Origin of the sequence: Agreia sp. Leaf210, from assembly GCF_001421485.1 — a bacterium.
Taxonomy (GTDB): domain Bacteria; phylum Actinomycetota; class Actinomycetes; order Actinomycetales; family Microbacteriaceae; genus Agreia.
On record NZ_LMKK01000005.1, the window covers coordinates 56,331 to 81,469 of the forward strand.

The following is a 25,139-nucleotide window of genomic DNA, read 5'->3' on the forward strand; positions in this document are numbered from 1 at the left end:
GCCCCGTCAGTTGACCTCGTCGGGGTGGCCGCCGACGCGACCGTCTTTCTCCAGCGCGGTGATGGACGCCTGCTCGTCGTCGCTCAGCTCGAAGTCGAAGATCTGGAAGTTCTCTTCGATGCGCTCGCGGTTGTTCGACTTGGGGAAGATGATGTTGCCCTGCTGGATGTGCCAGCGCAGGATCACTTGGGCGAGCGACTTGCCGTGGGCCTCAGCAATCTCCTGCACGTTCGGCTCTTTCAGGAGCGCCCCCTGGGCGAGGGGGCTCCACGCCTCGGTCGCGATACCGTGCTCGCGGCCGAATGCGGTGATCTCGCGCTGCTGGAACTCGGGGTGCAGCTCGATCTGGTTGACGGCCGGCACCACATCGGTCTCGCCGAGGAGGCGTGTGAGGTGGTCGACGGTGAAGTTCGAGACGCCGATCGACTTTGCCCGACCTGACTCACGGATCTTCTCGAGGGCCTTCCACGCGTCGACGTAGTTGTCGTTGGCCGGCGCGGGCCAGTGAATCAGGTAGAGGTCGACGTAGTCGAGCTGCAGGCGGCCGAGGCTCTTCTCGAATGCCTCGAGACCCGATTCGTAGCCCTGGTCGGCGTTCCACAGCTTCGTGGTGATGAAGAGCTCGTCGCGGTCGATGCCGCTGGTCTTGATGGCGTGACCGACGCCCTCCTCGTTGCCGTAGATCTTGGCCGTGTCGATGTGCCGGTAGCCCACCTCGAATGCGTCTCTGACGATGCGCGACGTCTTGTCGGGGTCGACCTTGAAGACACCGAAGCCGAGCTGGGGAATGGTGTTGCCGTCGTTGAGGGTGACCAGGGGAACGGATGATTCGGAAATAGTCATTGATCAATCGTGTCACGTTCACCGGCCGACGCAACGGCCTTGACGGCATCGATCACGAGGTCACGGGCGGTGTCGAGACGCCCGATTCGTTCCACCAACTCGGCGGCCAGTCGACGGGTGCCGCGTCCGAGGCGAGGGGGCGTGTCGAGGCTGCGCACGAGCTCGGCGGCGTGCAGCGCCTCCACGGCGAAGATCTGTCGGCAGAGCCTGATCTGCCGCTGCAGCAGGCGCACGGCCAGGGGCGCGAACGAGGCCTGATCCTCGACCTGCGACAGCGTCGTTCCGGATGCCGACACCGGGTTCGCGAGGTGCCGCACCTCGGCGAGGCTGGCCGCCGCCGCATACCAGCTGAGGCCGGGCACGGCGTTGTCGCCAGAGCGACGGAGCGGGGTGGCGAGGCCTGAGAGCACGGCGATGCGCCGCTCCGAGATACCGGCCAGATGGGCGAGCGCCACGCGCAGGCTTTCGATAGACAACACCAGTCGGAGCGGCTCGAAGTTGCCGTTCGAGAGCATGGCGCCGTCGCCCTGCGTCACGACGAGCGGGTTGTCTCCCGGCGCGTTGAGCTCGTCTTCGATCACCGATGCCGCGAGCGCCGTCGCGTCGCGCACGGCGCCGTGAACCTGCGGCACTGTGCGAAACGACAGCGGATCCTGCACGGATGCGGCGTGCTCCGCGTCTTCGAGGAGTCCCCCGGAGACTCGAGCGCGGAGGCTCCGGGCCGCCTCCCGCTGCCCGGAGGACCGACGACGAGCGTGCACCCGATCATCGAACGGGCTGAGTGAGCCTCCCGACCCCGTGGCGCCCAGTGTTTCGAGCGACAACGCGGCCACCGCATCGGCCTCGCTCACGAGTGCGCGCAGCTCGGCCACGGCGAGGGCGCCCACGCCGATCGAATAGGAGTTCGCGCTGATCGCCGCGAGCGCCTCCCCCGCCGCGAAGGGCAGGCCCTGGCGCACACGGGCGGCGACCTCGGCGAGCAGGGCGAGATCGGATGCGCCGACCGAGCCCGTGGCATACACCTCGGGTAGCGGGCCGCCGTCGAGGAGCCGGGCGTACGCATCCGCGAGCTCTGGGCGCACGCCCGAGCTGCCGAGCGAGAAACCGACCACGCGGGCGAAGATGAGTGCGCGCACCTCGCGCGGGGCGAGCGGGTCACCGATACTGCCGCGGTGATTGTCGATGATCTGGTTCTGAAACGCGGTGATCTCGTCGGCGGAGACACGGGTGTCGCGACCGGCACCCAGGTGGGTGTTCAGGCCGTAGACGGCCGATCCCGATTTCTGCACCGACTCGACGACGCGACGTGCGCGGGCGATCGTGCCCACGACATCCGGTGTCAGCTCGATCGACGCGCCGTCGGCGACGGTCACCACATCGTCGATCGTGATCGGCTGCCCCTCGAGCCGGAGCACACCCATCAGAAGTCCAGGAGGTTGCCGCGCAGCCCGCTATCGCCGAACTCCCGACGGATCAGCCCTCGACGGCGCAGAACGGGAACGAGCGGATCGAGGGTGCGGTGCACGTTCGCGGGATGCACCTGGCCAGCGAAGAGAAAGCCGTCTCCCCCGCTGGCCTCGCCGAGCTCCTCGAGGTGGTCGACGATCTCGTCGGCTGTGCCGATCACGGCGAGCCCGTCTCGGTTCGCACGCACCTGGAGGATCTCGCGCAGCGTCGAGCCGGGGGGCGCAGACTTCACGAAGTTGTCGAGGGTGCCCTGGTTGCTGTTCGTGGTGAGCTCGGGCAGCGGAGCGTCGAGGTCGAAGGCCTTGAAGTCGACTCCGGAGAGGTACGAGATCGACTGCAGGGCTTCGTCGATCGCGGCCTGGTTGAGATCGGAGCGGCGGGCCTTGACGCTGGCCGTCTCCTCGGCGTTGGCGGTGACGATCGGCGTGACCGCGAAGAGCACCTTCACGTGATCGGGGTTGCGACCCGCTGCCAGTGCGATCTGGCGGATGCTGTCACGGAATTCGCGGTTGCGCTCGGGCGTCGACGACAGGGCGATGATCACGTCGGAGTTCTGGCCGGCGAAGTCGCGACCTCGGCCGGACGCGCCCGCCTGCACCATGACGGGTTCCTGCGACATCGGCACGGTGTTGATCGGGCCGCGGACCTTGAAGAACTGCCCCTCGTGGTTGATCGGCGCCACCTTCGTGAAGTCGGCGAACACCCCGCGCTCCGCGTCTTCGAGCACCGAACCCGGAGCCCAGCTGCGCCAGAGCTTGCGGATGACGCTGACCCACTCGTCGGCGCGGTCGTAGCGCAGGTCGTGCTCGATCTGCAAGGCGCGCCCGTAGTTCTGCGCCGCCAGGTCGCTGCCGCTGGTCACCACGTTCCAACCGAGTCGGCCATCGGCGAAGTGCTGCAGCGTCGCCAGGAGGCGAGCCGCCGTGAACGGTTCGTAGAACGACGCGCTGAGAGTCGGCACGATGCCGAGGTTCTCTGTCGCCGACAGCAGATAGGGCACCAGCGGCAGGGGGTCGTGCTTCGGAGCGAAGCGCGCGTTGGCGAGGTTGACCTCGCTCGTGCCGCCATAGGTGTCGGGAACGGTGACGCCGTCTTCGATGATCAGCAGGTCGAGGCCGCTGTGCTCGAACAGCCGCGCGGCGTCTTGGTAGATCTGGGGCTTCTTCCAGTCGTAGCCGATGCCGTAGCTGGGGTCGCCCCAGCCCTGCACGCCGAAACCGGCGCCGAGAAACCATCCGAAATGAAGCAGAGCCATAGCGATAAACCTTTGGAAAGAGAGCGTCGGTCAGATGGAATACGTGCCGACGCCGAGGTCGGTGAGCCACGCATCGTCGAACGCCTTGGTCAGATAGTTCGCACCGGTGTCGGGTGCGATCGCGACGACGACCGAACCCTGCGGGGCTTTCGCGGCCACCCGCAGAGCGACGGCCACGGCGAGCGCAGACGAGGGGCCGAGCAGCAGTGCCTCGGAAGCGGCGAGCGTGTGCACGGTGTCGTAGATCTCCTGATCCGACACCACGACGTACTCGTCGACGACCTCGTGGTGGTAGGTCTGCGGCCAATTCGACTGGGCCCATCTGTTGCCAGCGCCCTCGACGTTGATCTGGCCGGCCGCGTTGCCGCTGTAGGTCGACCCGGTCGGGTCGGCCCCGATGACCCGGATGCGATCGGCCGAGACATCCTTCAGGAAACGGCCCGTCCCACTGATCGTTCCGCCCGTGCCGACGGACGCGACGAGGTGGGTCACCTTGTGGGCGCTCTGGCGCCAGATCTCCGGCCCGGTGGTCTGGTAGTGGGCGCCCGGGTTGCTCTCGTTCTCGTACTGCGACGGACGCCACGCGTTGGGCAGCTCGGCCGCGATGCGATCGGCGATGGCACGAGCATTGTTCGGACTCTCGGGCGGAGCCTCCCAGTCGGCCTCGACCAGGCGGGCACCGTAGGCCTTGAGCACGGCCCGCTTCTCGTCGGAGATGTACGCGCTGTGGATGATCACGACAGGGTGCCCCGTGAGCCGCCCGACCAGCGCCAGGCCGATGCCCGTGTTGCCCGAACTCGACTCGACGATGGTGGCGCCCGGCTTCAGCGCGCCGCTCGCCTCGGCGGCACGGATCATGTGCAGGGCGATGCGATCCTTCGCCGACCCACCTGCGTTGCGACTCTCGAGCTTCACGAGGACTCGCGCCGGAAGGCCGTGCGCCAGGACGTTCAATTCGATCAGTGGCGTGTTGCCGATGAGCGAGACGACCGACGGTGTGATGTCTTCGACGAGGTCGTCACACTGGCCGTCTCCTGACGCCGGAGCGGCCAGGGGTCGTGTGTCGAGGTTCGTCATGAGCCGACACTACGACGACCAAGACGCTTCAGACCGTCGTGTGTCGTCCTGTTACACAGCGGCCCCGGAGGCTCCCGCTCGGCGGCAGGACTAGCATTGCTCGGGTCATTCGGAGTCAGCCAACTGGAGGTAGTCGCATGAGCCAAGGATCACTCGTCTTCGCGGGCGGCGGCGTCGCCGGAATCGCCTGGGAGGTCGGCGTCATGCAGGGACTCTTCGACGCAGATCCGCAGCTCTTCGAGAGGCTGCTCGCCGCCGACACCCGCATCGTCGGCACCTCGGCCGGATCTGCAGTCGGAGCCCAGCTGGCCGGAGACACCGGAATCGCTGAGTCATTCGCCTCGCAGATCGAGGAGGAGACGGCCGAGCTCGGAGCCGACATCGACGCGGTCGAGCTGCAGGCGAAGTTCGTCGCAGCGGTCGAGGGCGCCACGTCTCCAGAGGATGCGCGCCGCCGCATCGGCCGACTGGCTCTCGAGACCCCGTCGGTCGACGAGAGCGTGCGTATCGAGGTCATCCGCTCCCGGCTCGCCGATACCCGGTGGCCGCAGCGCGACCTCAGGGTCACCGCCGTCGAGGTCGAGTCCGGCGACTTCGTGGTCTTCGACCGCACGAGCGGGGTCGAGCTCGCCGACGCGGTCGCCGCGAGCTGCGCCGTTCCCGGCGTCTGGCCACCGGTCACGATCAACGGCTCGCGTTACATGGATGGCGGGGTCCGATCGGGCAGCAACGCCGATCTCGCGGCCGGCTCCGACTGGGTCGTCATCGTCACGCCTCTTCCCGGTGTGGGCGAGCCAGGCCTCGGCACGATTGCCACGGCCGAGCTCGACGCGCTCGGCGGCGTTCCCACCGTGATCATCTACGCCGACCCCGCATCGATCGCCGCCTTCGGCCCGAATCCCCTCGATCCTGCCACCCGCCGCGCATCGGCCGAGGCGGGCCGCGCGGTCGGCCGCGCATCCGCCGAGCGTGTCGCAGCTACGCTCGCGGCGGCGCTCTAGGGGTGCTCTACGAGAGCCGGGGCGCGCGTCCGCGCGTCGATCCGGATGCGCTGGTCGCGGCATCCGCTATCGTCTCTGGCGATGTGACAATCGGGCCGGGCTCACGCGTCATGCACGGCGCCGTGCTGACGGCCGAGGACGGCCCGATCGTGATCGGCGCTAACGTCGTGGTGCTGGAGAACGCGGTGATTCGCGGGCGAGCGGGTCACGCCGCGATTATAGGCGACGAGGTCATGGTCGGGCCGCACGCGCACGTCAACGGATGCACAGTCGGTTCCGGCGCGTTCATCGCCACGGGAGCATCCGTCTTTCCCGGCGCGGTCATCGGTGAGGGCGCCGAGGTGCGCATCAACGCCGTCGTTCAGGTCAACACCCGACTCGCGGCGGGCGCCGTCGTTCCCATCTCCTGGGTGGCCGTCGGCGATCCGGCCCAGCTGTTCTCGCCCGACCGACACGACGAGATCTGGGCCGTGCAGCGCACGCTCGACTTCGTGGGCACGGTGTACGGGGCAGGGAACGACGCGACGATGAAGGACATCATGCGATCCCAGTCCGAGTTCTACGGCGCGCACCGCGAAGACACCGAGCTGGCGGGCTGAGGCCGGTCGCTTTCTCTCAAGGCCCGGTATCGAAGCACGAGCGGTGAGAGCATGCCGAACGCGGCGACGAGCACTGTGACGCCGGTCATCGAGCCACGCAGCCCGACCGCGCTCGACAGCAGACCGACGAAGACAGGACCGAGGAGAAAGCCAATGTAGGCGGTCGTGGCGATGATCGACGTCGTGCTGCCGCGGATGTCGTCGTCGATGCCGCGCACCGCCTGACTCAGCAGAGTGGGGAACAACACGGATGTGCCCACTGCCGCCAGCGCGAGACCGAGGAGGGCGACACCGACGTTCTCGGCAGCCGCCACGATGAGAGTGCCGACGACGGCGGTGGCGGCACCTCCGACAAGGAGAGCGACAGCGGGAACCCTGGCGGAGAAGCCCACGACGAAACGGGTGATCGCCGCGCAGGCCGCAGAGGTCGCCGGAGCGATGGCGGCCAGAGCCGGCGACGCCTTCAGTTCGTCGACGAGGTAGATGGCGCCCCAGCTCTGGTGAGCGTTCTCTGCGGCAAAGCCGAGCGCCCCGACCAAGCCCACGATGATGAACGGCAGAAGCAGGGTCTGCCTGCTGCGCATGGTGTTCGTTGTGCGGCCGGTTCCGGATGCGGCTCGGGTTCCGGTTCTCGCATGGGTTCCGGTTGTCGTACGGGTTCCGCGGGCGAACACCACGACGCCGCTTGTGAGGATCACGAGGCCTGAGACGAGGAAAATCAGGGGCGCCCCACCGCCGCTGGCGAAGATCGCACCCGCTCCGAGACTGCCCACCACGACGAACGAAGAGAAGACGGCGTGTGCGAGCGTGATGATTCGACGGCCCGATCGGGCCTCCTCCCCGCCTGCGAGGGCGTTTGCGGCGACGTCGGATGCCCCCGATGTCGCGCCGACCAGAAGCATGCCGACGCACACGGCCACGATGTCGCGGGCAAATGCGGCCACGATGATGCCCGCTACCGCGAGGGTGACGAGGAGTAGACCGGTAATCCTGGTTCCGAATCGATCGACGGCTCGACCCGTGAACAGCATCGCCGGCAGCGCCCCGAGGCCGACGCAGAGCAGAGCGCCGCCGAGCTGAGCGTCGGACACCCCCGCCGTCTGTCTCAGCGCGGGCAGGGCCGCGCCCCACACACCCCAGAAGATGCCGAACCCGGCGAACGCGACGAACGAGAGCGGAAGTCGATTCATTTGTGTAACGATACACAATAGCAGCGGTAGGGTGGTGTCATGGCTTTGCAACGCGTCACGATGAGGCAGGTCGCCGCCCAGGCCGGCGTCGCCCCCATGACCGTGAGCTACACGTACACCCGGCCCGAGCGCGTCGCACCCGACACCCGCGCCCGAGTGCTCGCCGCCGCTCAGCACCTCGGCTACGCGGGTCCCGACCCGGTCGCGCGCTCTCTACGCAGCGGAGCGACCGGCAATCTCGGCGTGGTGTTAGGCGAGCATCTCAGCTACGCCTTCGAAGACCCCCAGGCCGCCCGATTCCTGGCCGGCGTATCGAGCGTCTGCGTCGAGAAACAGCTCGGGCTCGTTCTCATTCCCAGCACCGGAGCAGCCGACGACGTCGACCGCGTGCGCGAGGCTGCTGTCGATGGCTTTGTCCTCTGGACGACCGACGTTTCAGACCCCGTACTCGCGGCGGTCGCAAGAACGGGCCGCCCCGCGGCCATCCAGGGCGGTCCCTCCGCCCCGGGAGTCTCCGTCGTCTCCCCCGACGACCGGAGCGCGGCGCGGGCCATTGCGTCGCACATGCTCGCTGAAGCCACCTCACCGCTGATCCTGTCGTTTCCCCTCGACCGCGAGCGGAGTGCCGGCATCTGGCTCGGGCCTGATACGTCGGTGGGCTTTCCGATCACGCGAGCACGACTCGAGGGGTACCGAGACGCGATCGGCGAGTCTGGAAGGGCATGGAGCGATACACCCGTCGCCGTAGTGGGTCGAAACACTCGTGACGATGGTCGAGGGGCCATCCGCGATGCGCTCGTGCGCGCGCGCCCCGATGTCGTCATCGCGATGAGTGACCAACTCGCCGCCGGAGCCATCGACATCCTGGGGTCGAGCGCCGCCGTCAGCGGGTGGGACGACAGCGACCTCGCCCAGACGCTCGGGTTCTCGAGCGTGAGCCAATCGCTCTACGATCAGGGCGTCACGTGCGCTCGCATCGCCTCCGGGTCCGCCAGCCCCGAGTCCCCCGCCTGGAGCCTGACGCTGCGCTGACCGGTCGCCGCGTTCGGCGTCGGTGCGCACCCATCATCTGCGTTGATCGAGTAGGCCGCCCGCGGCCGTATCGAGACCCCATCCGGGGTCGCGACTGCTCCTTCACAGGGCACGCCTTCGGATCGTTATCCACAGCCTTATTACCTGATCAACCAACAAATGCCGGTTACTACTCGGTGTCGGTGGGTGCTGTTTGACTTCTCGTATGACATCCACAATCCCGCTCCTCGAACCCGACCCGTACGTGGTCGCGCTCGATGAGGTTGCCGCCCTCGATGCGCAGATAGCGATGCTGTCTGCGGTCAGGGCCAGGCGCGTCACCGAAGCGAGAAACCACCTCCATCGGCAAGCACCGTCAGATACCTCTACGGGCGGGCCGGTGTGGTCGACGGCCAGGGTAGAACGGGTCGAGCTCGTCACCGAGCTCGCACTCCTGACCCGCCGCACCGAACACCGCACCGCCACGCTGGTCGACACGAGCACGGCCCTCGTTGATCGGCTCCCAGCAACCCTCGCCGCGGTCACCTCCGGTGCGGTGTCGTGGGAGCACGCCGAGATGGTCGCGAAACACGCGGACGGCCTCGAAGGCGAGGCCCTTGCCACGTACGACGCGAAGCTGGCTTCTCTGGCCGTCGAGGTGAATCCTCGGCAACTCGAGAAGAAGGCCCGCCACGAAGTCGAACTCGTCCAACCATCGACCGCGGTGGAGCGCGCCGAGAATGCCGCAGCTACCCGGCGCATCTACGTCGACCCGGCTGCGGATGGCATGGCCTGCCTCACCCTGTTCGCCCCCGCCCCCGAGATCCACGCGATCGCGGACAGGGCTATCAGGCTCGCCGCCGGATTGAAGCAGGGTGGTGACCCGCGCAGCATGGGGCACCTGAAGGTCGACGTCCTCACCGACCTGCTCCTCAACGGTGAGACCTCGATACCCGGCGCGACCCGGGGTATTCGCGGCAGGGTGCACGTGATGGTCCCCGCGATGACACTGCTCGGCGTGGGTGACGAGGCCGCGATCCTCCGCAGCTATGGGCCGATCGACCCGGCGACCGCCGCGCAGTTGACGGCGGAGGCGACGTCGTGGCGACGCATTCTCACCGACCCGATAAGCGGGCGCATCCTGACAACTGACCCGCGGGACTACCGACCGACTGCGCGCATGATCGATCACGCAAGGCTCGTGCACCCGACGTGTGTGTTCCCGGGGTGCACGGTCCCGGCGGAACAGGCGGATATGGACCACACCGAGGATCATGCCTACGGCGGCGACACAATCCCTGAGAACCTCGCCCCGCTGAGCACGGAGCACCATCGCGTGAAGCACCACACCAGATGGCAGTTCATCCAGAACGTCGACGACACTCTCACCGCGACGTCACCGGCGGGTCACGCGTATCTCGTCCGCCCGCAAGGACAGATGAAACCTGCGCCCCGGCAACTCGTCGCCCTGGTCGCCGCCACGGCGGCTGCCGCCACCACCCCGGAAGAGGAGCTCGGAGACTGCCCCTTCTAACGCCCTATAGATATCTGCGCCGATCGAGTAGCGGCGCGAGGAACGAGCCCCGCATATCGAGATCACCGGAGCTGGTCTCGCCGCTCGTCTAACGCCGCTGGCAGACTGACGCTATGCAAAGTCGTCACGTCAGCCGCGTCATTTCGGCGAGCCCGGAATCCGTCTACGAATTCGCAGCGAACCCCGACAACCTGCCGAAGTGGGCGTCGGGCCTAGCGCAGTCCGAGGTGACCCGCGAGGGCGACACCCTGTGGGTCGAGTCGCCGATGGGCCGTGTCTCCGTGCGATTTGTTGCGCCCAACGAGTTCGGCATTCTCGACCACGACGTGACACTTCCGTCGGGCGTGACCGTAACCAACCCTGTTCGAGCAATCGCGCACCCCGACGGCGCCGAGATCGTTTTCACCGTTCGGCAGCTCGATCTCGACGACGACGAATTCGAACGCGATGCGACCACCGTCGGGGAGGACCTCGATCGCTTGCGTCGGCTCGTCGAAGACGTCCGCGCCTCAACTGGCGGACCCACCGCCTCCTAGGCTGAGTGGGGTAAACCGTCGAACGGAGCATCCTTGCCTGTTATCGCCCACCTCAGCGACCCGCATCTGGACCTGTCTCCGGAACGATCGCGAAGACTCATCGCCGTCCTCGATCTGGTTCGAGATCTGTCTTTTCTCGACGGACTCCTCGTGACCGGTGACCTCGCTGACCATGGCGCTGCGGCAGAGTACGCGGAGTTCTTCGCGGCTCTTCCGGTCGGGCTCCCCACGCTCGTGGTGCCAGGCAACCACGATCTCTCGGCACCTTTCTTGGCCGCACTCTCCCACGCCGGCCACGAGCAGACACTCAGCGGCACCCTCGATCTCGGCGGCGTGCGAATCGTGGGGATGGATACCCACATCGATAGCCGTGACGATGGCTTCCTCACTCCGGAGTCGATGGCTTCCGCCCGCGAACGAATAGCCAGCGCCCCGGGGCACGTCGTGCTGGCGATGCACCACCCGCCGGTCCCCGTCGGGCACGATCTGGCCGACAGCCTGTACCGGCTCACGAATCCAGAAGCGCTCGCGGCGCTCGTTGCGGAGCACGAGCAGATCATCGGCCTCTTCACCGGTCACGTGCACGCCGGGTTGGCTACGACCTTCTCGGGTGTGCCGCTACTCGGAGCACCCGGGATCGTCTCGACAATGAGGCTGGGAAGCAAGATCGATCCGATCGCCGACACGACAGCCATGCCGGGACTTGCGCTGCACACCATCGACTCGGCTCAGATCCGGACCGTTTTTCATCACCTCAGCCCGTCGGCCTTGTGAACCCCGCGCTGACGTCCGCCCGAGCCAGGGGCGTCCTCTCCATGACGACCTCGGCGGTCCTCATCTACCTCGGCGTGGATCTCGCCATCAGTTCTTTTCGCTGAGAATCCGATACTTGAACCCGACGTGCGACGCCTCGAAACCGAGCCGCTCGTAAAAGCGGTGCGCATCCACCCGCGCAGCGTCTGACGTCAGCTGCACCAGCGGCACGCCAGCGGCACGAGCGTCCTCGATAGCCCAGCGCATCATGGCCGCGCCGATCCCCCGGTTGCGCTGACTCGACGAGACCCGCACCGCCTCGATCTGCAGACGCGAGGCCCCCCGCCTGGCCAGGCCGGGAATCACGGTGAGCTGCATGGTCGCGACGACAGTGCCGGCGCCATCCGAATCGCTCGACCCGTCTGAGTCGACGACCACCAGCAGACGCTGAGCCGGATCGCGGTCAATTGCAGCGAACGCTGCTTCATATGCCTCACGATCGCCGGCATCGGCCGAGTCGCCGCGCGCCGCACTGATCGGGTCGTCGGCGAGCAGGTCGATGATCGTGGGGAGATCCTCGATCGTGGCGCGTCGCAGCAGTGCGGATCCGGCGGGGAGCTCGAGGGTCACGTCATTCATCCGCTCCACGATACCGACGGAACAACGTGAGCCGAACCAGGATCGGGCACCACGCCATCGAACTCCTGCGGCTACCGACCTACCGAACGGACGCATAGACTCACATCTAGCTCCTGTAACGAGGCGGGCGCAACACAATGGGAGTTGTTGGTCGGTGTCGAGACTTCGTGAGAGCGCTCTCACCCTGGCGGCGATCGCACTCGTGGCGGCGGTCGTCTGCGCTTTCTCCGTCGCCACCTCCGCATACATCGATCAGCAGGCCACGGCGGGACTTCGTTCCGAGCTCTCCGCTCAGGCCGGCGAGGATCTCGCACTCCGGGCGTCTCTCGACAGCGTCGAAGACGCCGATCAGCAGGATGCGGAAGTCAGGCGAGCGATCGCGAAGACGCTCGGTGCCGTCGAGGTGACATTCGACACCACTCGCACGCTCGAGGCCGGCGCCATTTTCTCGACCGGAGATCAGTCTGGTCCCGCTGAGACGCTCACCGTTCCTGACCTCGAGACACGCGCTGTCTTCGATACAGGAGCGGCACCCACCGTGGCCGACCAGGTCGCAGTGCAGGCGAATGCCGCCGCCGCCCTGGGTCTCCGTGCCGGCGACCAGGTCTCTCTCAATCAGGTTGTCTTCACGGTTTCCGGCACATGGCGCCCGATAGACCCGCTCGACCCCCGCTGGTACGGCGACGAGGCCGTCGAAACGGGTGGGTCGGATCGACGAGGTCCTTTCGTCATCACCGAGGATGCGTGGGATCGGTTCGACCTTCAGCCAAAAGCAGTGTGGACGGTGGTTCCGACATCGATCGACGACTTCACCTCGAGTAACAGCAGTTCCGTGGGCTCGGCGTGGGCCACGGTGCAACGAGCCTGGCGAGGAGAGGTATCCGGTTTCGATTCGCTGCAGATCCAGAGCCAACTCGCCCGTACCCTCGATGACTTCGACCAGCGAGTCGAGGGACTACGCGCAATAGAACCGGTCGCCGCGGCGCTCATTGCGGGCAGCGCTCTGGTTGCGCTCTGGCAACTCGTTCAGGTATTGGTCGCCAGCCGTGAACGGGATGCCCTCCTGTTCTGGGCCCGTGGTCGATCCACGGCGGCGATCGCCTCGCTGGTGGCGGGTGAGGTTGCGAGTGCCACGGTGTTCGGCGCGGCAGTCGGCGTGTCCGCTGTCGTTATCGCACTCTCCGTGGCGCCAATTGCGGGTCAATCCCTCGTTCTTCGCCCCAGCGCTTTCGTCGTCCCGACGCTCGTGGTGATCGCTGCGATCCTTATCGCCGCGGCGTCGTCCTACCGATCGACGACCAGCGTCACACAATCGACGCGGGGCGGACGCGGCGACAGTAGGGCACGCCGCGTCGCCGCGCCCGGAGCGGTTCTTCTCGTCGCCCTCGGGGCGGCGCTTTCGGTGTGGCAACTGCGGCGGTACGGATCGCCGCTCACGACCAACGCAGACGGGTCAACCGGCATCGATCCCCTCGTGGTCGTCGCGCCAGCCCTCGCTCTCATCGCAGTCGTGCTCGCCGCACTCGCTGCCTTTCCCGCCGTAGTCGGGCTGCACTCCAGGCGAATCCGTGGTTCCGGTGTAGTAGGCATTCACCTCGCCGCTCGCACGCTCGCTCGCCAGACAGCGCGCGTGGCCGCACCTCTCGTCATCGTCGCCCTGGCGGTGGGCTCCGGCACGATGGCAGCGACGTTCTCGGCCACGTGGTCGCATCTCTATGCCCAGAATGCAGCGCTTCATGTGGGCGCAGACGTGCGTGTCTCGTCGCCGCTGGCATCCCTGTCGGCAGCGCAACGCGACGCTGTCGCCGCGACCGACAACGTCGTCGACGTTATTCCGGTCGACGTGCAGACGCTGTCGCTCGGCACCGTCACTGCATCGGTGGTTGCTGCGACCCCTGACGCCCTGCGGCAGGTCGCACACGACGCGGGCGGAGTCTTCGCTCCCGACGAGGCGGCAGACGACATCCAGATGGATGACCCCGGCCCGATCATTCCGGACGGAGCGGATACCCTGACGCTTCGCGTCGAGGCGCTCGGATTCGACGCACCACCAGCCTTGAGCGCATGGATTGCCGATCGGCTCGGGAGCGTACGCTCCGTGACCTTCGCCAGCCCGACAGTCGAGGCGGATGGCGTTCTGGCGTACACCGTCGCCGCCGGAGAACACGCTGCGCCAGGGTCGCTCATCTCGATCGATATCTCGTTCGCGGATCAATCGTTCGATGTGATTCGACCCAGTTTTCGACTGGTGAGTCTCGACGCAGACGTCGGAGGCGCAGCCGAGACCGTACCGCTGGGCCAGTATTGGAGCCTCGACACCCTGAGCGACTTCGCTCTGCCCCCCGAGAGCAACGCTGGCGGCGATGGTTTTGTGCTGGATGCCGGACTCCCGTTTCTGCGGATGACATCGGCCAGTGACGGCGCAGCCAGCGAATATCTGCGACCGAGGGTTGTCATTTCCGCGCCACTGGCACGCGCCCTCGACCTACGGATCGGAGATCTCATCGCGCTGAGCCTGCGCGATGTCCTCGGCGATGCCAACGCCGTGGTCACGGCGATCGTGCCAGCGATTCCTGGCGCCGACAGCGACATGGCCTTGCTGATGGATCTCTCCGCGATCAACCATTTTCACCAACGAACGAGCAACCTCCCCGCCGAATCCTCTGATTTGTGGATGACGACCGTCGACCAGCAGCAGCAGCAGGTGCGCGACTCCGTGCGCGGGGTTGTGCCCGCAAATGCTCAGATCGAGCTTCGCGACAACCCCGAGTCCAGGAAGGTTTTAGGCGCGGCGTCGATCGCGTTGTGGGCCTCCGCCGCGGCGTGCCTGCTGTTCGCTTTCATCGCCATGGGTTCTGCATCGAGTTCACGAATTCGATGGGGCCGCAACGATATCGCAGCGCTTCGAGCCCTGGGAATGCGACCCGCTGAGCAGTCGGCCGTCGTGATGCGAGAGATGTTATTCGTGCTCGCGGCATCGCTTGTCGCGGGTGCGGCCGCCGGCGCGCTCGTCGGCGCACTGACGGTGCCGCAACTCGCCCGCGCCGCGGTAGATCGTGGCTATCTGTCGTCCTCCGCGTCTCTTGCGGTGGACTGGACAGGGCTCGGCCTGCTGCTAGGCGCGCTGGTCGTGGGGATCGCAGCTATCCTCGTCGATCTGAGCAGACGGGTCAGATCGCTCGCCTCGCGGCTTCTGCCGGGTGAGGGGCACGAATGAACGACTTCACCTCGTCGGTGCGCCTGCTCTCCGATCACCTGCGGGCAGGGTTTCGGGCATCCCTTCTCGTAGCCGTTCTTGTCACAGCGACGGTCTTCGTCGCCGCCATCGTGCCGCGCGCTGTCGCCGCGGTGGCTACGGCAGAACTGAGCTTCGAGCTCGGCAACGAAAGCCCTCGCCGTCTGGATCTGAGCGGAGAGGGGCGCATCGGCCTGCCCTCGTCGAGTGTGGGGACGAGCGCCCAGGGCATGCTCGGTGAGACCGACAGCGCGATCGCTCAGGTTCCGTCGACGCTCCCTCATCCCCTCGCCGACGGTCTCGGTGCCGCTGTGTGGGTTGCCAAGAGCTCGACAGGGCAGAGCTCGAGTAGTGCTGACGAGGGTGTGGATCTCTCGCTACGGCTCGCCATAGACCTGGCATTCGACGAACGACTGCATTACGTGTCGGGCGAAGCACCGCGGCCGTGGACCTTCGAAGACGGTACCCCCGCAGTGGAGAATCCGATCGAGATAGCCATCTCGCAGAAGTCGGCGACCGAGATGAAACTCGCGGTCGGCGACGTCGTTCCGTATTCATCGGCGGCCCTGAGGATCGCGGGGGTCTACGAACCCGACGATCCCGAGAGTGCCTATTGGACTCACGCTTACGACCTCGAACACCCCTTGATCATCAGAGAGACCGGCAGGGCTCCGATAATCCAAGCGAGCGTGTACGTCGCGCCCGACTCGATAGCCTCGTTGCGCGAACCGTTCGCAGCGGGCGTTCTCGTCGCGTGGATCACGGCCGACCCGGACGCGTATTCCTTCGCGGATCGGGAACAGCTGGCGACGCAGATTCGCAAGGCGTCCGCGACACCGGTTGCGCTTCCTTATTCCGGCTCTCTCACTCTGAAGACGTCTTTCGCCGACGTGATCGAGAACACCGCGGTGAAGGTCGCTGCAACGGTTGCGCTCGTCGCACTGTCGCTATCCGGTCTTCTCGGCGTGCTCCTGGCGACGTATGCTCTGAGCCTTCAGACCCTCGTTCGCCGCAGGCGCTTCTCGCTGAGTCTCGCGTCGGCTCGAGGCGCCTCGATGGGTCAGCTTCGCGGCGTGATGGTCATCGAGGCGGCGGCGATCTCGATCCCCGGCTCGATCGCAGCCCTCTCGGCCGCCGCGATGGTATTGCCTGAGAGGGTCGGAGTCGATGGAGTGCTCGCGCCGGTAGCGCTGGCCCTGAGCCCGGTCGTGCTCGCGGCGATTCTGGTCTCGCCCGGCGGCCTTCGCGATTCGCGCAACGACATCTCGGTGCGTTCGAGGTCTCGCATCCGGTGGGTTCTCGAGGCAGCGCTCATAGGCGCCGCAATCGTCGCCCTGGTGCTTCTGCAGCGTCGCGGACTCGTCTCCTCGGGTGACGTCTTCGGCGTCGATCCGCTGCTCGCCGCGACCCCCCTGCTGCTGGCAGCATCTGTCGGTCTTCTCGGGTTGAGAGTGTTCCCCATTCCCCTGCGTGCAGTGCGTGCCGTTGTTCGCCGGCGGCTGGCGCCGGTGGCCGAGGTGGGTTCGGCGCGAGCCATCCGTGACCCCGCAATCGGTGCAATCGCGGCGCTGGCGCTCATGATCGGCGTGTCCATGGTCATGTTTTCAACGATCATGATCAGCACCGTCGATGTGAGCCAGCAGCGCGCGGCGACCGAGAGCGTCGGCGCCGACGCCCGCGTCGACGCTCACGATCTGCCCGACACGCTGCTCGACGACATCCGGCACCTGCCCGGGGTCGACGCTGCCGCCGCACTGACAGTGCAGGAGAACGTGACCCTGACAGACGAAGCCGGAACCACCCGGCTCGACGTGCTGCTCGTCGACCCGACCGCGCTCGCGGCGGTGCGCGGCGATCTGCCCGAGCTCGGGTCGGCGAACGAATCGCCGCACCCGGTGCTGGTGTCCCAGTCGTTGGCAGACCTTCTGGTGGGCACGGACATCCGGCTGGGTGACATCTCGATTCAGCCCACCGGCGTCGTCGCCGACTCCGCTGTCCCTGGGATGCCCGACGTCTGGCTGATCATCGGTGACAATACGGCGGCCGAACTGGGCGTCAGCGAGCAGGGGCCGGGCAGCGTTCTCATCGGCCTCGACCAGAACTATGGCCCTGCCAGCATCGATGCGATTCGCAATGCGGTGTTGAGGGTGCAGCCCGACCAATACATCGAGTCCGCGGGCATCTACGACGTGCACTCCGAACTCCGCCAGAGAGAGGCCTCCCCCGCGACCTCCGCGATAGAGATCGCTCTTGTGCTCACCGCGGGGGCCACGTTGATCTTCACGATGCTCATCATCGCGCTGGCAGCCATGGCATCGGCGGCATCTCGAAATCGAGTGGTGGCAGTGATGCGAATCATCGGTATGACGCCGCCCCAGGTTCGCGCCCTCGTGGCCTGGGAGTTCGGGCCGGTCGCGATCTCTGCGCTGCTGGTGGGGGCGGGTGTCGGAATAGTCCTGCCTTATATCGTCACCGCGGTGCTCGACCTTCGCGGGTTCTTCGGCGGCACTACGCTGCCTACTCCGTCGATCGATCCGTTTTGGATCGCTGGCGCGCTCGGCATCTACGCGGTGACGATCGTGGCAGCTGTTCTTATCGCGGCGGCACTCGGAAAACGATTCGCCCCCGCATCCACCCTCAAGATGGGAGAGTCATGACGCGTCAGATCGAATGCGCCGACTTGGTCAAGATCTTCTCGACAGACGAGGTGGAGGTGCAGGCGCTGCAGGGGCTCACGCTCGAGGTCGACCAAGGCGAGCTGATCGCCATCGTCGGCGCTTCAGGCTCGGGCAAGTCGACACTGCTCGCCATTCTCACGGGTCTCGAGGTTCCTACGGCGGGTCGGGCGATCGTCGCCGGTCACGACCTTCTCACCATGACCTCGGCGCAGCGAACAAAGTACCGGCGCCACACTGTCGGCTTCGTCTGGCAGCAGACCTCCCGCAACCTCCTGCCGTATTACACGGCGCGCCAGAACATCGCGATGCCGCTGGTCCTCGCGGGAATGCCCCGCGCACAACGGGCGAACCGCATTGACCAGCTCGTCGAACTGCTCGGTATGGGCGAGTTCGCCGGCCGGCGGCCTTCGCAGCTCTCGGGTGGCCAACAGCAGCGCGTGTCGATCGCCGTAGCACTCGCCAACGGACCGGAGGTTCTCTTCGCCGATGAGCCGACGGGCGAACTCGACGACATCAATTCGCAGCTCGTTCTCGACGCTCTGGGTCACGTGAACCGCGAGCTGGGCGTCACCATTCTCATCGTGACCCACGACGAGGATGTGTCGGCGAAGGTGCGCAGGACCGTTCAGATCAGAGATGGGCGCCTCTCGACCGAAGTGCACCGCAGAACCGAGACCAACGAGTTCGGCGAGGAGCAGCACCGATCGCAGGAGTTCGTTGTGCTCGACCGGGTGGGGCGCCTCCAGCTTCCGCAGGAGTATGTGCGCAGCCTGGGCCTGAGCGGGCTCGTTCGCGTGGAACTGGCCGATACCCACGCGCAAGTGCATCCGACCGAGCAGCCGGCCGCGAGCGAGACAGAGGACGACGAGAGATGAACGACGACGTGGTGCTGCGCTCCGAGGGCCTGACTCGCACCTTTGGCAGTGGCGCAACAGAAGTGCGGGCCCTTGTCGACGCGACTCTCGACGTTCGCGCCGGCGAACTCGTGGTGCTGCGCGGGCCGTCAGGTTCGGGCAAGACCACGCTGCTCAACCTTCTCGGAGGTCTGGATATCCCGACCTCGGGCACGGTCTGGCTGGGGTCACGGCAGGTGACCGGCGCGAGCGATCGCGATCTGGTTGATATGAGACGGCGAGAGATCGGCTACATCTTTCAGACCTTCGCGCTGCTCTCGGCACTCACCGCAGCGGAGAATGTCGAGCTGCCGATGAGACTCGTCGGGGCCGACGCAGACGAACGAGCCGCACGGGTCGACGAGCTGCTCTCGGTCGTGGGTCTGGCAGAGCACGCGCAGCAAAGACCGAACGAACTCTCCGGCGGCCAGCAGCAGCGGCTCGGAATCGCACGAGCTCTCTCCAATAGCCCCCGACTGATCATTGCCGATGAGCCGACCGGACAACTCGACAGCCTCAACGCCGAGACGATGATGTCGTTGATCTCGACACTGGTGCACGAGCGCGATGTCGCCGCGATCGTTTCGACTCACGATCCGAGAATGGCGGCTCACGCAGACCGCATCCTCGAGATCCGCGACGGTCACCTGAGCGCACGACGCGGGCGCCACGCGGGAGCTCTGCGCGAAGGAATCTAGAATGGAATGCCCATGGATCCCATCCTGAACATCACCTTTCCGCCTGAACTCCCGGTCAGCCAGCGTCGCGATGACATCGCGCGCGCGATCGCCGAGAACCAGGTGGTCATCGTCGCAGGCGCCACGGGCTCGGGAAAGACCACGCAGCTTCCGAAGATCTGCCTCGAACTCGGTCGCGAGTCGATCGGTCACACGCAGCCCCGCCGGCTCGCAGCGCGCACGATCGCGGAGCGCATCGCCGAAGAGCTCGGCCAGGAGGTCGGCGGCCTCGTGGGCTACCAAGTGCGCTTCACCGACCGGGCGTCGAAAGACACCCGCATCAAGCTGATGACCGACGGAATCCTGCTCAACGAGATGCACCACGACCGCATGCTCTCGAAGTACGACACGATCATCATCGACGAGGCGCATGAGCGCAGCCTCAACATCGACTTCCTGCTCGGCTACCTCAAGCAGCTGCTGCCGAAGCGGCCCGATCTCAAGCTGATCATCACCTCCGCCACGATCGATCCGCAGAGCTTCTCACGGCACTTCGACGACGCACCGATCGTCGAGGTGTCCGGTCGCACGTTCCCTGTCGAGATCCGCTATCGGCCGCTTGTCGCGGAGACGAAGCTGACCGCAGATGGCGAGCGCGCAGACAGCGACACCGATGTCGACACCGATGACAAGGCTCCGAGCACACCCGACCGCGACGTCTTCGAGGCCATCGGCGAGGCTGTCGACGAGCTGGGACGCGAGAGCGACGGCGACATCCTGGTCTTCCTCTCGGGAGAGAACGAGATCCGCGACGCTGAGGAGTCCCTCAAGGGCAAGTTCGCAAACCGCAGTTCGGCGGGCGGCGTCACCGAGATCCTTCCCCTGTACGGACGCCTCTCGAGCGCCGACCAGCACCGCGTCTTCCAGCGCAGCAGCACGCCCGGCGTGCGCCGACGCATCGTGTTGGCGACCAACGTGGCCGAGACCAGCCTCACGGTGCCCGGCATCAAGTACGTGATCGACTCGGGAACCGCGCGCATCAGCCGCTACAGCGTGCGCTCCAAGGTGCAGCGGCTGCCGATCGAGGCGATCTCGCAGGCGTCGGCCAACCAGCGCTCGGGCCGTTCGGGCCGCACCAGCGATGGAATCGCCATCCGGCTGTATTCGCAGCAGGATTTCGAGAAGCGACCCGAGTTCACCGAACCCGAGATCCTGCGCACCAACCTCGCCGCGGTCATCCTGCAGATGATCTCGCTGGGCCTGGGCGACATCGCCTCCTTCCCGTTCCTGCAGCCGCCGGAGTCTCGCGGCATCAAAGACGGCCTCGACCTTCTCACCGAGCTGGGCGCGCTGCGCACGCCGGCAGACAAAGACACAAAGACACCGGATGCCCAGCCACGGCTCACGAGGATCGGTCGCGACCTCGCGCGGCTGCCCATCGAGCCGCGCTTCGCCCGTATGGTGATCGAGTCCAAAGAGACGGGGACGAGCCGCGAGGTGATGCTCATCGTCGCGGGACTCACGATTCAGGATCCCCGCGAGCGCCCGCTCGAGAAGCGCCAGCGAGCAGACGAGCTGCACGGCCGCTTCACCGATCCGACGAGCGACTTCCTCACCCTGCTCAACCTCTACAACTACCTCGAAGAGAAGCAGGCGGAGCTGTCGTCGAGCGCGTTCCGCCGCCTCTGCAAGAACGAGTTCCTCAACTACCTGCGCATCCGCGAGTGGCAAGACGTGTACCGCCAGCTGAAGCAGCTGTCGCGGCCGCTGGGCCTCACGATCGGCGAGCCCGCGGTGAATCCCGACGGCATCCACCGCTCGATCCTCTCGGGTCTGCTCTCGCACATCGGCCTGAAAGACGCGGTCAAGAAGGACTATGTGGGTGCGCGCCAGACCCGCTTCAGCATCTTCCCCGGTTCGGTGCTGGGCAAGAAGCAGCCTGCCGCGGTCATGAGCGCGGAGCTCGTCGAGACGAGCAGATTGTTCGCTCGCATGAACGCGGCGATCGATCCCGCGTGGGCAGAGAAGCTCGCGGGCGACCTGGTCAAACGCAGCTACTCCGAGCCCCGCTGGGAGAAGAAGCAGGGCTCCGTCGTCGCCTACGAGCGGGTCACGCTGTTCGGCGTCCCCATCGTCGAGAAGCGGCGCATCCAGTTCTCTCGCGTCGACCCGTCGTACGCGCGCGAGCTGTTCATCCGGCACGCGCTCGTCGAAGGCGATTGGGAGTCGCAGCAGGCGTTCGACCGGGCCAACCGCGCGTTCCGCAAGGAGCTGGAGCAGATCGAGGAGCGCAGCCGCCGCCGCGATCTGCTGACAGACGACGAGGCAGTCTTCGACTTCTACAACGAGCGCATCCCCCGCGACGTCTTCTCGCAGCGCAGCTTCGAGGGGTGGTGGAAGACGGCGAAGCACGACACCCCCGACCTCCTCACCATGACCATCGACGCCCTCGTGCCCGAGGGCGCCCCCGAGATAGACGAGAACGAGTACCCGACCACGTGGCAGCAGGAGGACCAGCGCCTGGGCCTGAGCTACCGCTTCGAGCCCGGCACCGAAGACGACGGCGTCACGGCGACCGTGCCTCTCGCACTGCTGCCGCGGCTCAAGCCCGAGTCCTTCGAATATCAGGTGCCCGGCCTGCGCGTCGAGTTGGTGACGGCGCTGATCAAGTCGTTGCCCAAGAACATCCGCCGCAACTTCGTGCCCTCCACCGACTGGGCGGTGCGGCTGGTCGCCGAGACGCCCGAGGGCGGCGGTGACGAAGGATATCTCCAGGCCCTCGCCACGACCATGTCGCGCCTTGCCCACGTCTCGGTCAGCGCATCCGACTTCGACCGCGAGCGACTGCCCTCTCATCTGCGCATGTCGTTCAGGGTCGTCGACGAGCGGGGCAAGACCCTGTCCGTGTCGAAGGATCTGCCGGCCCTGCAGCAGAAGCACCGCGGTGCCGCACGCGAGTCCGTGGCGAAGGCCACGACGCGCGTGTCGAGCGATCTCGAACGCACGGGGCTCACGTCGTGGAGCTTCGGCGAACTGCCCAAGCTCGTCGACACCAAGCAGCACGGCGGTGTGATCCGCGCCTACCCTGCTCTCGTCGACGAGGGGTCATCCGTGGCCCTGAGACTGATGACCTCGCCCGATGAGCAGGCGCTGCAGACTCCGGACGGCATCGTGCGTCTGCTGCTGCTCGCCGTTCCCTCGCCCCTGTCATACGTTCGTGAGCACCTCAGCCAGAACGAGAAGCTGATGCTCGCGACCAGCCCGTACCAGAACGTTCAGGCCCTGTTCGACGACTGCCTGCGGGCCGTCGCGCAGCGCGTGCTATTCGAGATGGCACCGGATGGCATGCTCTGGAACGAGGCTGGGTTCCAGACGGCCCGAGACCGCCTCTCGGCGACGGTCATGGACGAGCTCTACGCGACCGTGGGAGTCGTCACCACGATTCTCTCGGCGGCGCGCGATGCAGAGAAGGCGCTGAAGGGTGTCACGAGCATGGCGCTGCTGGCCGCCCTCGGCGATGCCCGGGAGCAGTTGAAGGGGCTCATCTACCCCGGCTTCGTGTCTGCGACGGGCACGACGCAGCTTCGCCAGCTGCCCCGTTATCTCAAGGCGCTCACGCAGAGACTCGACAAGTTGGCCGAGAACGCCGCACGCGATCGGGCCTGGATGACCGAGGTGCAGACGGCGACGAAACGCTATACCGACGCGGGCGGCCGCATCCCGCTCGCCCCGCACTCGCCCCCGAATATCGTGCGCGCGCGGTGGCTCCTCGAGGAATATCGTGTGAGCCTGTTTGCACAATCGCTCGGAACGGCGGAGCCTGTCTCTATGCAACGTATTCAGAAGGCACTTGTACCGGCTGGACGGTAGAGTGGAGAGGTTGTGAACAGCTACTCGAGTCTCCTCAAAACCCGCGGCGTCGCCCGCATCATCGCCGCGCAGCTGACCGCACGCTTTCCCTTCGGAATGCTGTCGCTGGCCTTCCTGCTGCATATCGAGAAAGTCCACGACTCCTACGGCTCAGCCGGCCTCGTTCTCGCAGCTCTCAGCATCGGCCAGGCCATCGCCGGGCCCCTCACCTCGCGGCTGATGGGTGTCTGGGGCATGCGCCAGGTGATCACGCTCACCATGATCATCTGCGCGTTCGCCATCACGGCCATCGCGCTCCTGCCGCTCACGATCCCCGCCGCCATGGGCGTCGCCCTCGTCGCCGGCCTCACGATGCCGCCGATCCAACCGGCGGTCCGCACCATCTATCCGAAGATGGTCAACTCGAAGCAGCTCACCCCCCTGTTCTCGCTCGACGCCTCCGCGCAAGAGATCATCTGGGTGGTCGGCCCGGTCGTCACCACGTTCGTGGCCACGCAGATCAGCACCGTCTGGGGAATCCTGCTCGCGGCCATTTTCCTCGTCGGCGGAGGCATCTGGTTCATCGCGAGCCCCGAGCTCGGTCGCGTGCGCATCCCCCGCTCCCGACGCAAGCTCGGTGCCGTGCTCACGAAGCCGCCCGTGCTGCTCGCCACGGTCGTCGGTTTTCTCCTGATCGCCACCTGCGCTGCTATCGAGGCGGGCGTCGTCGCGTCGTTCGGCCACGACGGACTGGAGGCGGGCGTCGTGCTCGCCGTGTTCGCGATCGGCTCTCTGGTCGGCGGCCTTGCCCTGGGTCACGTTCCCATCGGGCCGTGGGCGCTGGCGCGTCGCATGCTCATCGTGCTCGTCGGTACGGCCCTGGCCGCCTTCTCGCTGAACATCTGGTGGCTCAGCGCCACCCTGTTCCTCGCGGGCGTCGGCATCGCACCCGCTCTCGCCGTCATGTTCTCCATCGTGTCGGCGAGCGTGCGCTTCAGTGACACGGCCGAGGCCTACGGTTGGGCGGGCACCGGCCAGCTCATCGGCGCCGCCGTGGGTTCGGCTGTCGCGGGATTCATGATCGACAGCCGAGGGGCGTCTGGCGCCTTCGTCGTCGCGGCCGCCCTCGCGCTGATCGGCTTCATCGTGGCCTTCGTCGGAAAGCGCTGGCACCCCGATCTCCGCGGCAAAGACGCCAGCCCCATTCCCGACACCGAACCCATCCAGACAGTGAGCGGACTCTGATCGTGCACCCTCTTCGAGACAGTCTCCGTCCACTCAAGAGTCTCACGAGCACTCCCCCGCCGTTCGATCCGTCGGCGGCCCCTGACAACCCGCTCGAGCTCTTCGTTCAGTGGTTCACCCACGCGGTCGAGGCCGGTCAGGTCGAGCCGCACGCGATGACGCTGTCCACCGTCGACGCCGATGGCGTTCCGGATGCGCGCGTGCTGATCCTGAAAGACCTCACCGACGACGGTTGGTGGTTCGCGAGCAGCTCCGCGAGCGCGAAGGGCGTGGAGTTGACGGCCAATCCGGTGGCCGCGCTCACTTTTTATTGGCCGGCGGTCGGCCGCTCCGTGCGTGTGCGCGGCACGGTCACCCGCGGCTCAGAAGAAGACAACGCGCGCGACTTCTCTCGCCGAGGACTCGGTGCGCGCGCCGTGGCGCTCGGCAGCCCGCAGAGTCAGCGGCTCGCCAGCCACGACGAGAGCGAGGCCGCCATCGAGGAGGCCGCGCGCGAACTCGACGCGCATCCAGAACTCGTGTCGCCCACGTGGACTCTCTGGTGCGTGCGCCCCGAGTCCGTCGAATTCTGGCAGTCGGATGCCGAGCGCAGGCACCAGAGACTGCGGTACAGCAGTCAGGGCCAGAGCTGGTCGACGACGCTGCTCTGGCCCTGAC

At 66.6% G+C, this 25,139-nt stretch carries 19 protein-coding genes; 13 read left to right on the plus strand and 6 right to left on the minus strand.

Features of this window, described 5'->3' with window-relative positions:
- Positions 1-6: 6 nt before the first annotated feature.
- From ASE64_RS16810 to ASE64_RS16825, 4 genes are read right to left on the minus strand one after another with little or no spacing between them, the layout of a single operon-like run.
- Positions 7-843 carry an aldo/keto reductase gene (locus ASE64_RS16810; RefSeq protein WP_055783388.1) on the minus strand — a complete coding sequence of 279 codons (837 nt, stop codon included), beginning with the start codon at positions 841-843 and terminating at the stop codon, positions 7-9.
- Positions 840-2,264: an aromatic amino acid ammonia-lyase gene (locus ASE64_RS16815; RefSeq protein WP_055783391.1), complete on the minus strand. Its 1,425-nt coding sequence runs from the start codon at positions 2,262-2,264 to the stop codon at positions 840-842. Before ASE64_RS16815 ends, ASE64_RS16810 begins: the two co-directional genes overlap by 4 nt.
- Positions 2,264-3,565 carry an NtaA/DmoA family FMN-dependent monooxygenase gene (locus ASE64_RS16820; RefSeq protein ID WP_055783394.1) on the minus strand — a complete coding sequence of 434 codons (1,302 nt, stop codon included), beginning with the start codon at positions 3,563-3,565 and terminating at the stop codon, positions 2,264-2,266. Before ASE64_RS16820 ends, ASE64_RS16815 begins: the two co-directional genes overlap by 1 nt.
- A 30-nt stretch (positions 3,566-3,595) precedes the next feature.
- Complete coding sequence (locus ASE64_RS16825; protein WP_082466492.1) at positions 3,596-4,642, minus strand: PLP-dependent cysteine synthase family protein; 1,047 nt, start codon at positions 4,640-4,642, stop codon at positions 3,596-3,598.
- Positions 4,643-4,779: 137 nt separating this feature from the next.
- Here ASE64_RS16825 and ASE64_RS16830 point away from each other — a divergent pair, with 137 nt between their 5' ends.
- Together ASE64_RS16830 and ASE64_RS16835 are read left to right on the plus strand one after the other, a co-directional pair.
- A complete protein-coding gene (locus ASE64_RS16830; RefSeq protein WP_055783396.1) occupies positions 4,780-5,643 on the plus strand; it encodes a patatin-like phospholipase family protein in 864 nt (287 codons plus the stop codon).
- A 2-nt stretch (positions 5,644-5,645) separates the two neighbouring features.
- A complete protein-coding gene (locus ASE64_RS16835; protein ID WP_055783398.1) occupies positions 5,646-6,242 on the plus strand; it encodes a gamma carbonic anhydrase family protein in 597 nt (198 codons plus the stop codon).
- Here ASE64_RS16835 and ASE64_RS16840 read toward each other — a convergent pair.
- Complete coding sequence (locus ASE64_RS16840) at positions 6,203-7,432, minus strand: MFS transporter (protein WP_055783400.1); 1,230 nt, start codon at positions 7,430-7,432, stop codon at positions 6,203-6,205. The two genes, ASE64_RS16835 and ASE64_RS16840, sit on opposite strands and share 40 nt — an antisense overlap.
- 39 nt (positions 7,433-7,471) lie before the next feature.
- On the opposite strand from ASE64_RS16840, the gene ASE64_RS16845 reads away from it, so the two are divergent.
- From ASE64_RS16845 to ASE64_RS16860, 4 genes are all read left to right on the plus strand, one after another.
- On the plus strand, positions 7,472-8,464 hold the full coding sequence (locus ASE64_RS16845; protein WP_200920269.1) for a LacI family DNA-binding transcriptional regulator: 993 nt from the start codon (positions 7,472-7,474) through the stop codon (positions 8,462-8,464).
- 205 nt (positions 8,465-8,669) lie between these two features.
- Positions 8,670-9,977, plus strand: coding sequence for an HNH endonuclease signature motif containing protein (locus ASE64_RS16850; RefSeq protein ID WP_055783401.1), 1,308 nt, complete (start codon positions 8,670-8,672; stop codon positions 9,975-9,977).
- Positions 9,978-10,090: 113 nt separating this feature from the next.
- A complete protein-coding gene (locus tag ASE64_RS16855; RefSeq protein WP_055783403.1) occupies positions 10,091-10,513 on the plus strand; it encodes an SRPBCC family protein in 423 nt (140 codons plus the stop codon).
- A gap of 33 nt (positions 10,514-10,546) precedes the next feature.
- Positions 10,547-11,287: a metallophosphoesterase gene (locus ASE64_RS16860; protein ID WP_055783407.1), complete on the plus strand. Its 741-nt coding sequence runs from the start codon at positions 10,547-10,549 to the stop codon at positions 11,285-11,287.
- Between the two features lie 87 nt (positions 11,288-11,374).
- Here ASE64_RS16860 and ASE64_RS16865 read toward each other — a convergent pair whose 3' ends face one another.
- Positions 11,375-11,905 carry a GNAT family N-acetyltransferase gene (locus ASE64_RS16865; protein WP_055783410.1) on the minus strand — a complete coding sequence of 177 codons (531 nt, stop codon included), beginning with the start codon at positions 11,903-11,905 and terminating at the stop codon, positions 11,375-11,377.
- Between the two features lie 154 nt (positions 11,906-12,059).
- Between ASE64_RS16865 and ASE64_RS16870 the strand changes: the two genes are divergently transcribed.
- Genes ASE64_RS16870 through ASE64_RS16900 form a run of 7 tightly spaced genes read left to right on the plus strand, consistent with a single transcriptional unit; the run spans position 12,060 to position 25,138 of the window.
- Complete coding sequence (locus tag ASE64_RS16870; protein ID WP_055783412.1) at positions 12,060-15,122, plus strand: FtsX-like permease family protein; 3,063 nt, start codon at positions 12,060-12,062, stop codon at positions 15,120-15,122.
- Positions 15,119-17,797 carry an FtsX-like permease family protein gene (locus tag ASE64_RS16875; RefSeq protein WP_055783415.1) on the plus strand — a complete coding sequence of 893 codons (2,679 nt, stop codon included), beginning with the start codon at positions 15,119-15,121 and terminating at the stop codon, positions 17,795-17,797. The genes ASE64_RS16870 and ASE64_RS16875 overlap by 4 nt, the downstream gene beginning before the upstream one ends.
- Entirely contained in the window at positions 17,794-18,693 is a 900-nt protein-coding gene (locus ASE64_RS16880; RefSeq protein ID WP_055783418.1) for an ABC transporter ATP-binding protein, read from the plus strand. Before ASE64_RS16875 ends, ASE64_RS16880 begins: the two co-directional genes overlap by 4 nt.
- Positions 18,690-19,409: an ABC transporter ATP-binding protein gene (locus ASE64_RS16885; RefSeq protein ID WP_055783421.1), complete on the plus strand. Its 720-nt coding sequence runs from the start codon at positions 18,690-18,692 to the stop codon at positions 19,407-19,409. Before ASE64_RS16880 ends, ASE64_RS16885 begins: the two co-directional genes overlap by 4 nt.
- A 12-nt stretch (positions 19,410-19,421) precedes the next feature.
- Positions 19,422-23,258 (plus strand): ATP-dependent RNA helicase HrpA, encoded by a 3,837-nt coding sequence (gene hrpA / locus ASE64_RS16890; RefSeq protein ID WP_055783424.1) that lies wholly within the window; start codon positions 19,422-19,424, stop codon positions 23,256-23,258.
- A 12-nt stretch (positions 23,259-23,270) separates the two neighbouring features.
- Positions 23,271-24,482, plus strand: a complete 1,212-nt coding sequence (locus ASE64_RS16895; RefSeq protein WP_055783427.1) for an MFS transporter — start codon at positions 23,271-23,273, stop codon at positions 24,480-24,482.
- A 2-nt stretch (positions 24,483-24,484) separates the two neighbouring features.
- Positions 24,485-25,138 (plus strand): pyridoxine/pyridoxamine 5'-phosphate oxidase, encoded by a 654-nt coding sequence (locus tag ASE64_RS16900; protein ID WP_156352063.1) that lies wholly within the window; start codon positions 24,485-24,487, stop codon positions 25,136-25,138.
- Position 25,139: the final 1 nt, after the last annotated feature.

What these genes read in the sequence shown, in the direction of transcription:
- ASE64_RS16810 (WP_055783388.1), bottom strand. Translation starts at nt 843, where the DNA reads ATGACTATTTCCGAATCATCCGTTCCCCTGGTCACCCTCAACGACGGC.
- ASE64_RS16815 (WP_055783391.1), bottom strand. Translation starts at nt 2,264, where the DNA reads ATGGGTGTGCTCCGGCTCGAGGGGCAGCCGATCACGATCGACGATGTG.
- ASE64_RS16820 (WP_055783394.1), bottom strand. Translation starts at nt 3,565, where the DNA reads ATGGCTCTGCTTCATTTCGGATGGTTTCTCGGCGCCGGTTTCGGCGTG.
- ASE64_RS16825 (WP_082466492.1), bottom strand. Translation starts at nt 4,642, where the DNA reads ATGACGAACCTCGACACACGACCCCTGGCCGCTCCGGCGTCAGGAGAC.
- ASE64_RS16830 (WP_055783396.1), top strand. Translation starts at nt 4,780, where the DNA reads ATGAGCCAAGGATCACTCGTCTTCGCGGGCGGCGGCGTCGCCGGAATC.
- ASE64_RS16840 (WP_055783400.1), bottom strand. Translation starts at nt 7,432, where the DNA reads ATGAATCGACTTCCGCTCTCGTTCGTCGCGTTCGCCGGGTTCGGCATC.
- ASE64_RS16845 (WP_200920269.1), top strand. Translation starts at nt 7,472, where the DNA reads ATGGCTTTGCAACGCGTCACGATGAGGCAGGTCGCCGCCCAGGCCGGC.
- ASE64_RS16850 (WP_055783401.1), top strand. Translation starts at nt 8,670, where the DNA reads ATGACATCCACAATCCCGCTCCTCGAACCCGACCCGTACGTGGTCGCG.
- ASE64_RS16855 (WP_055783403.1), top strand. Translation starts at nt 10,091, where the DNA reads ATGCAAAGTCGTCACGTCAGCCGCGTCATTTCGGCGAGCCCGGAATCC.
- ASE64_RS16865 (WP_055783410.1), bottom strand. Translation starts at nt 11,905, where the DNA reads ATGAATGACGTGACCCTCGAGCTCCCCGCCGGATCCGCACTGCTGCGA.
- ASE64_RS16875 (WP_055783415.1), top strand. Translation starts at nt 15,119, where the DNA reads ATGAACGACTTCACCTCGTCGGTGCGCCTGCTCTCCGATCACCTGCGG.
- ASE64_RS16880 (WP_055783418.1), top strand. Translation starts at nt 17,794, where the DNA reads ATGACGCGTCAGATCGAATGCGCCGACTTGGTCAAGATCTTCTCGACA.
- ASE64_RS16885 (WP_055783421.1), top strand. Translation starts at nt 18,690, where the DNA reads ATGAACGACGACGTGGTGCTGCGCTCCGAGGGCCTGACTCGCACCTTT.
- hrpA (WP_055783424.1), top strand. Translation starts at nt 19,422, where the DNA reads ATGGATCCCATCCTGAACATCACCTTTCCGCCTGAACTCCCGGTCAGC.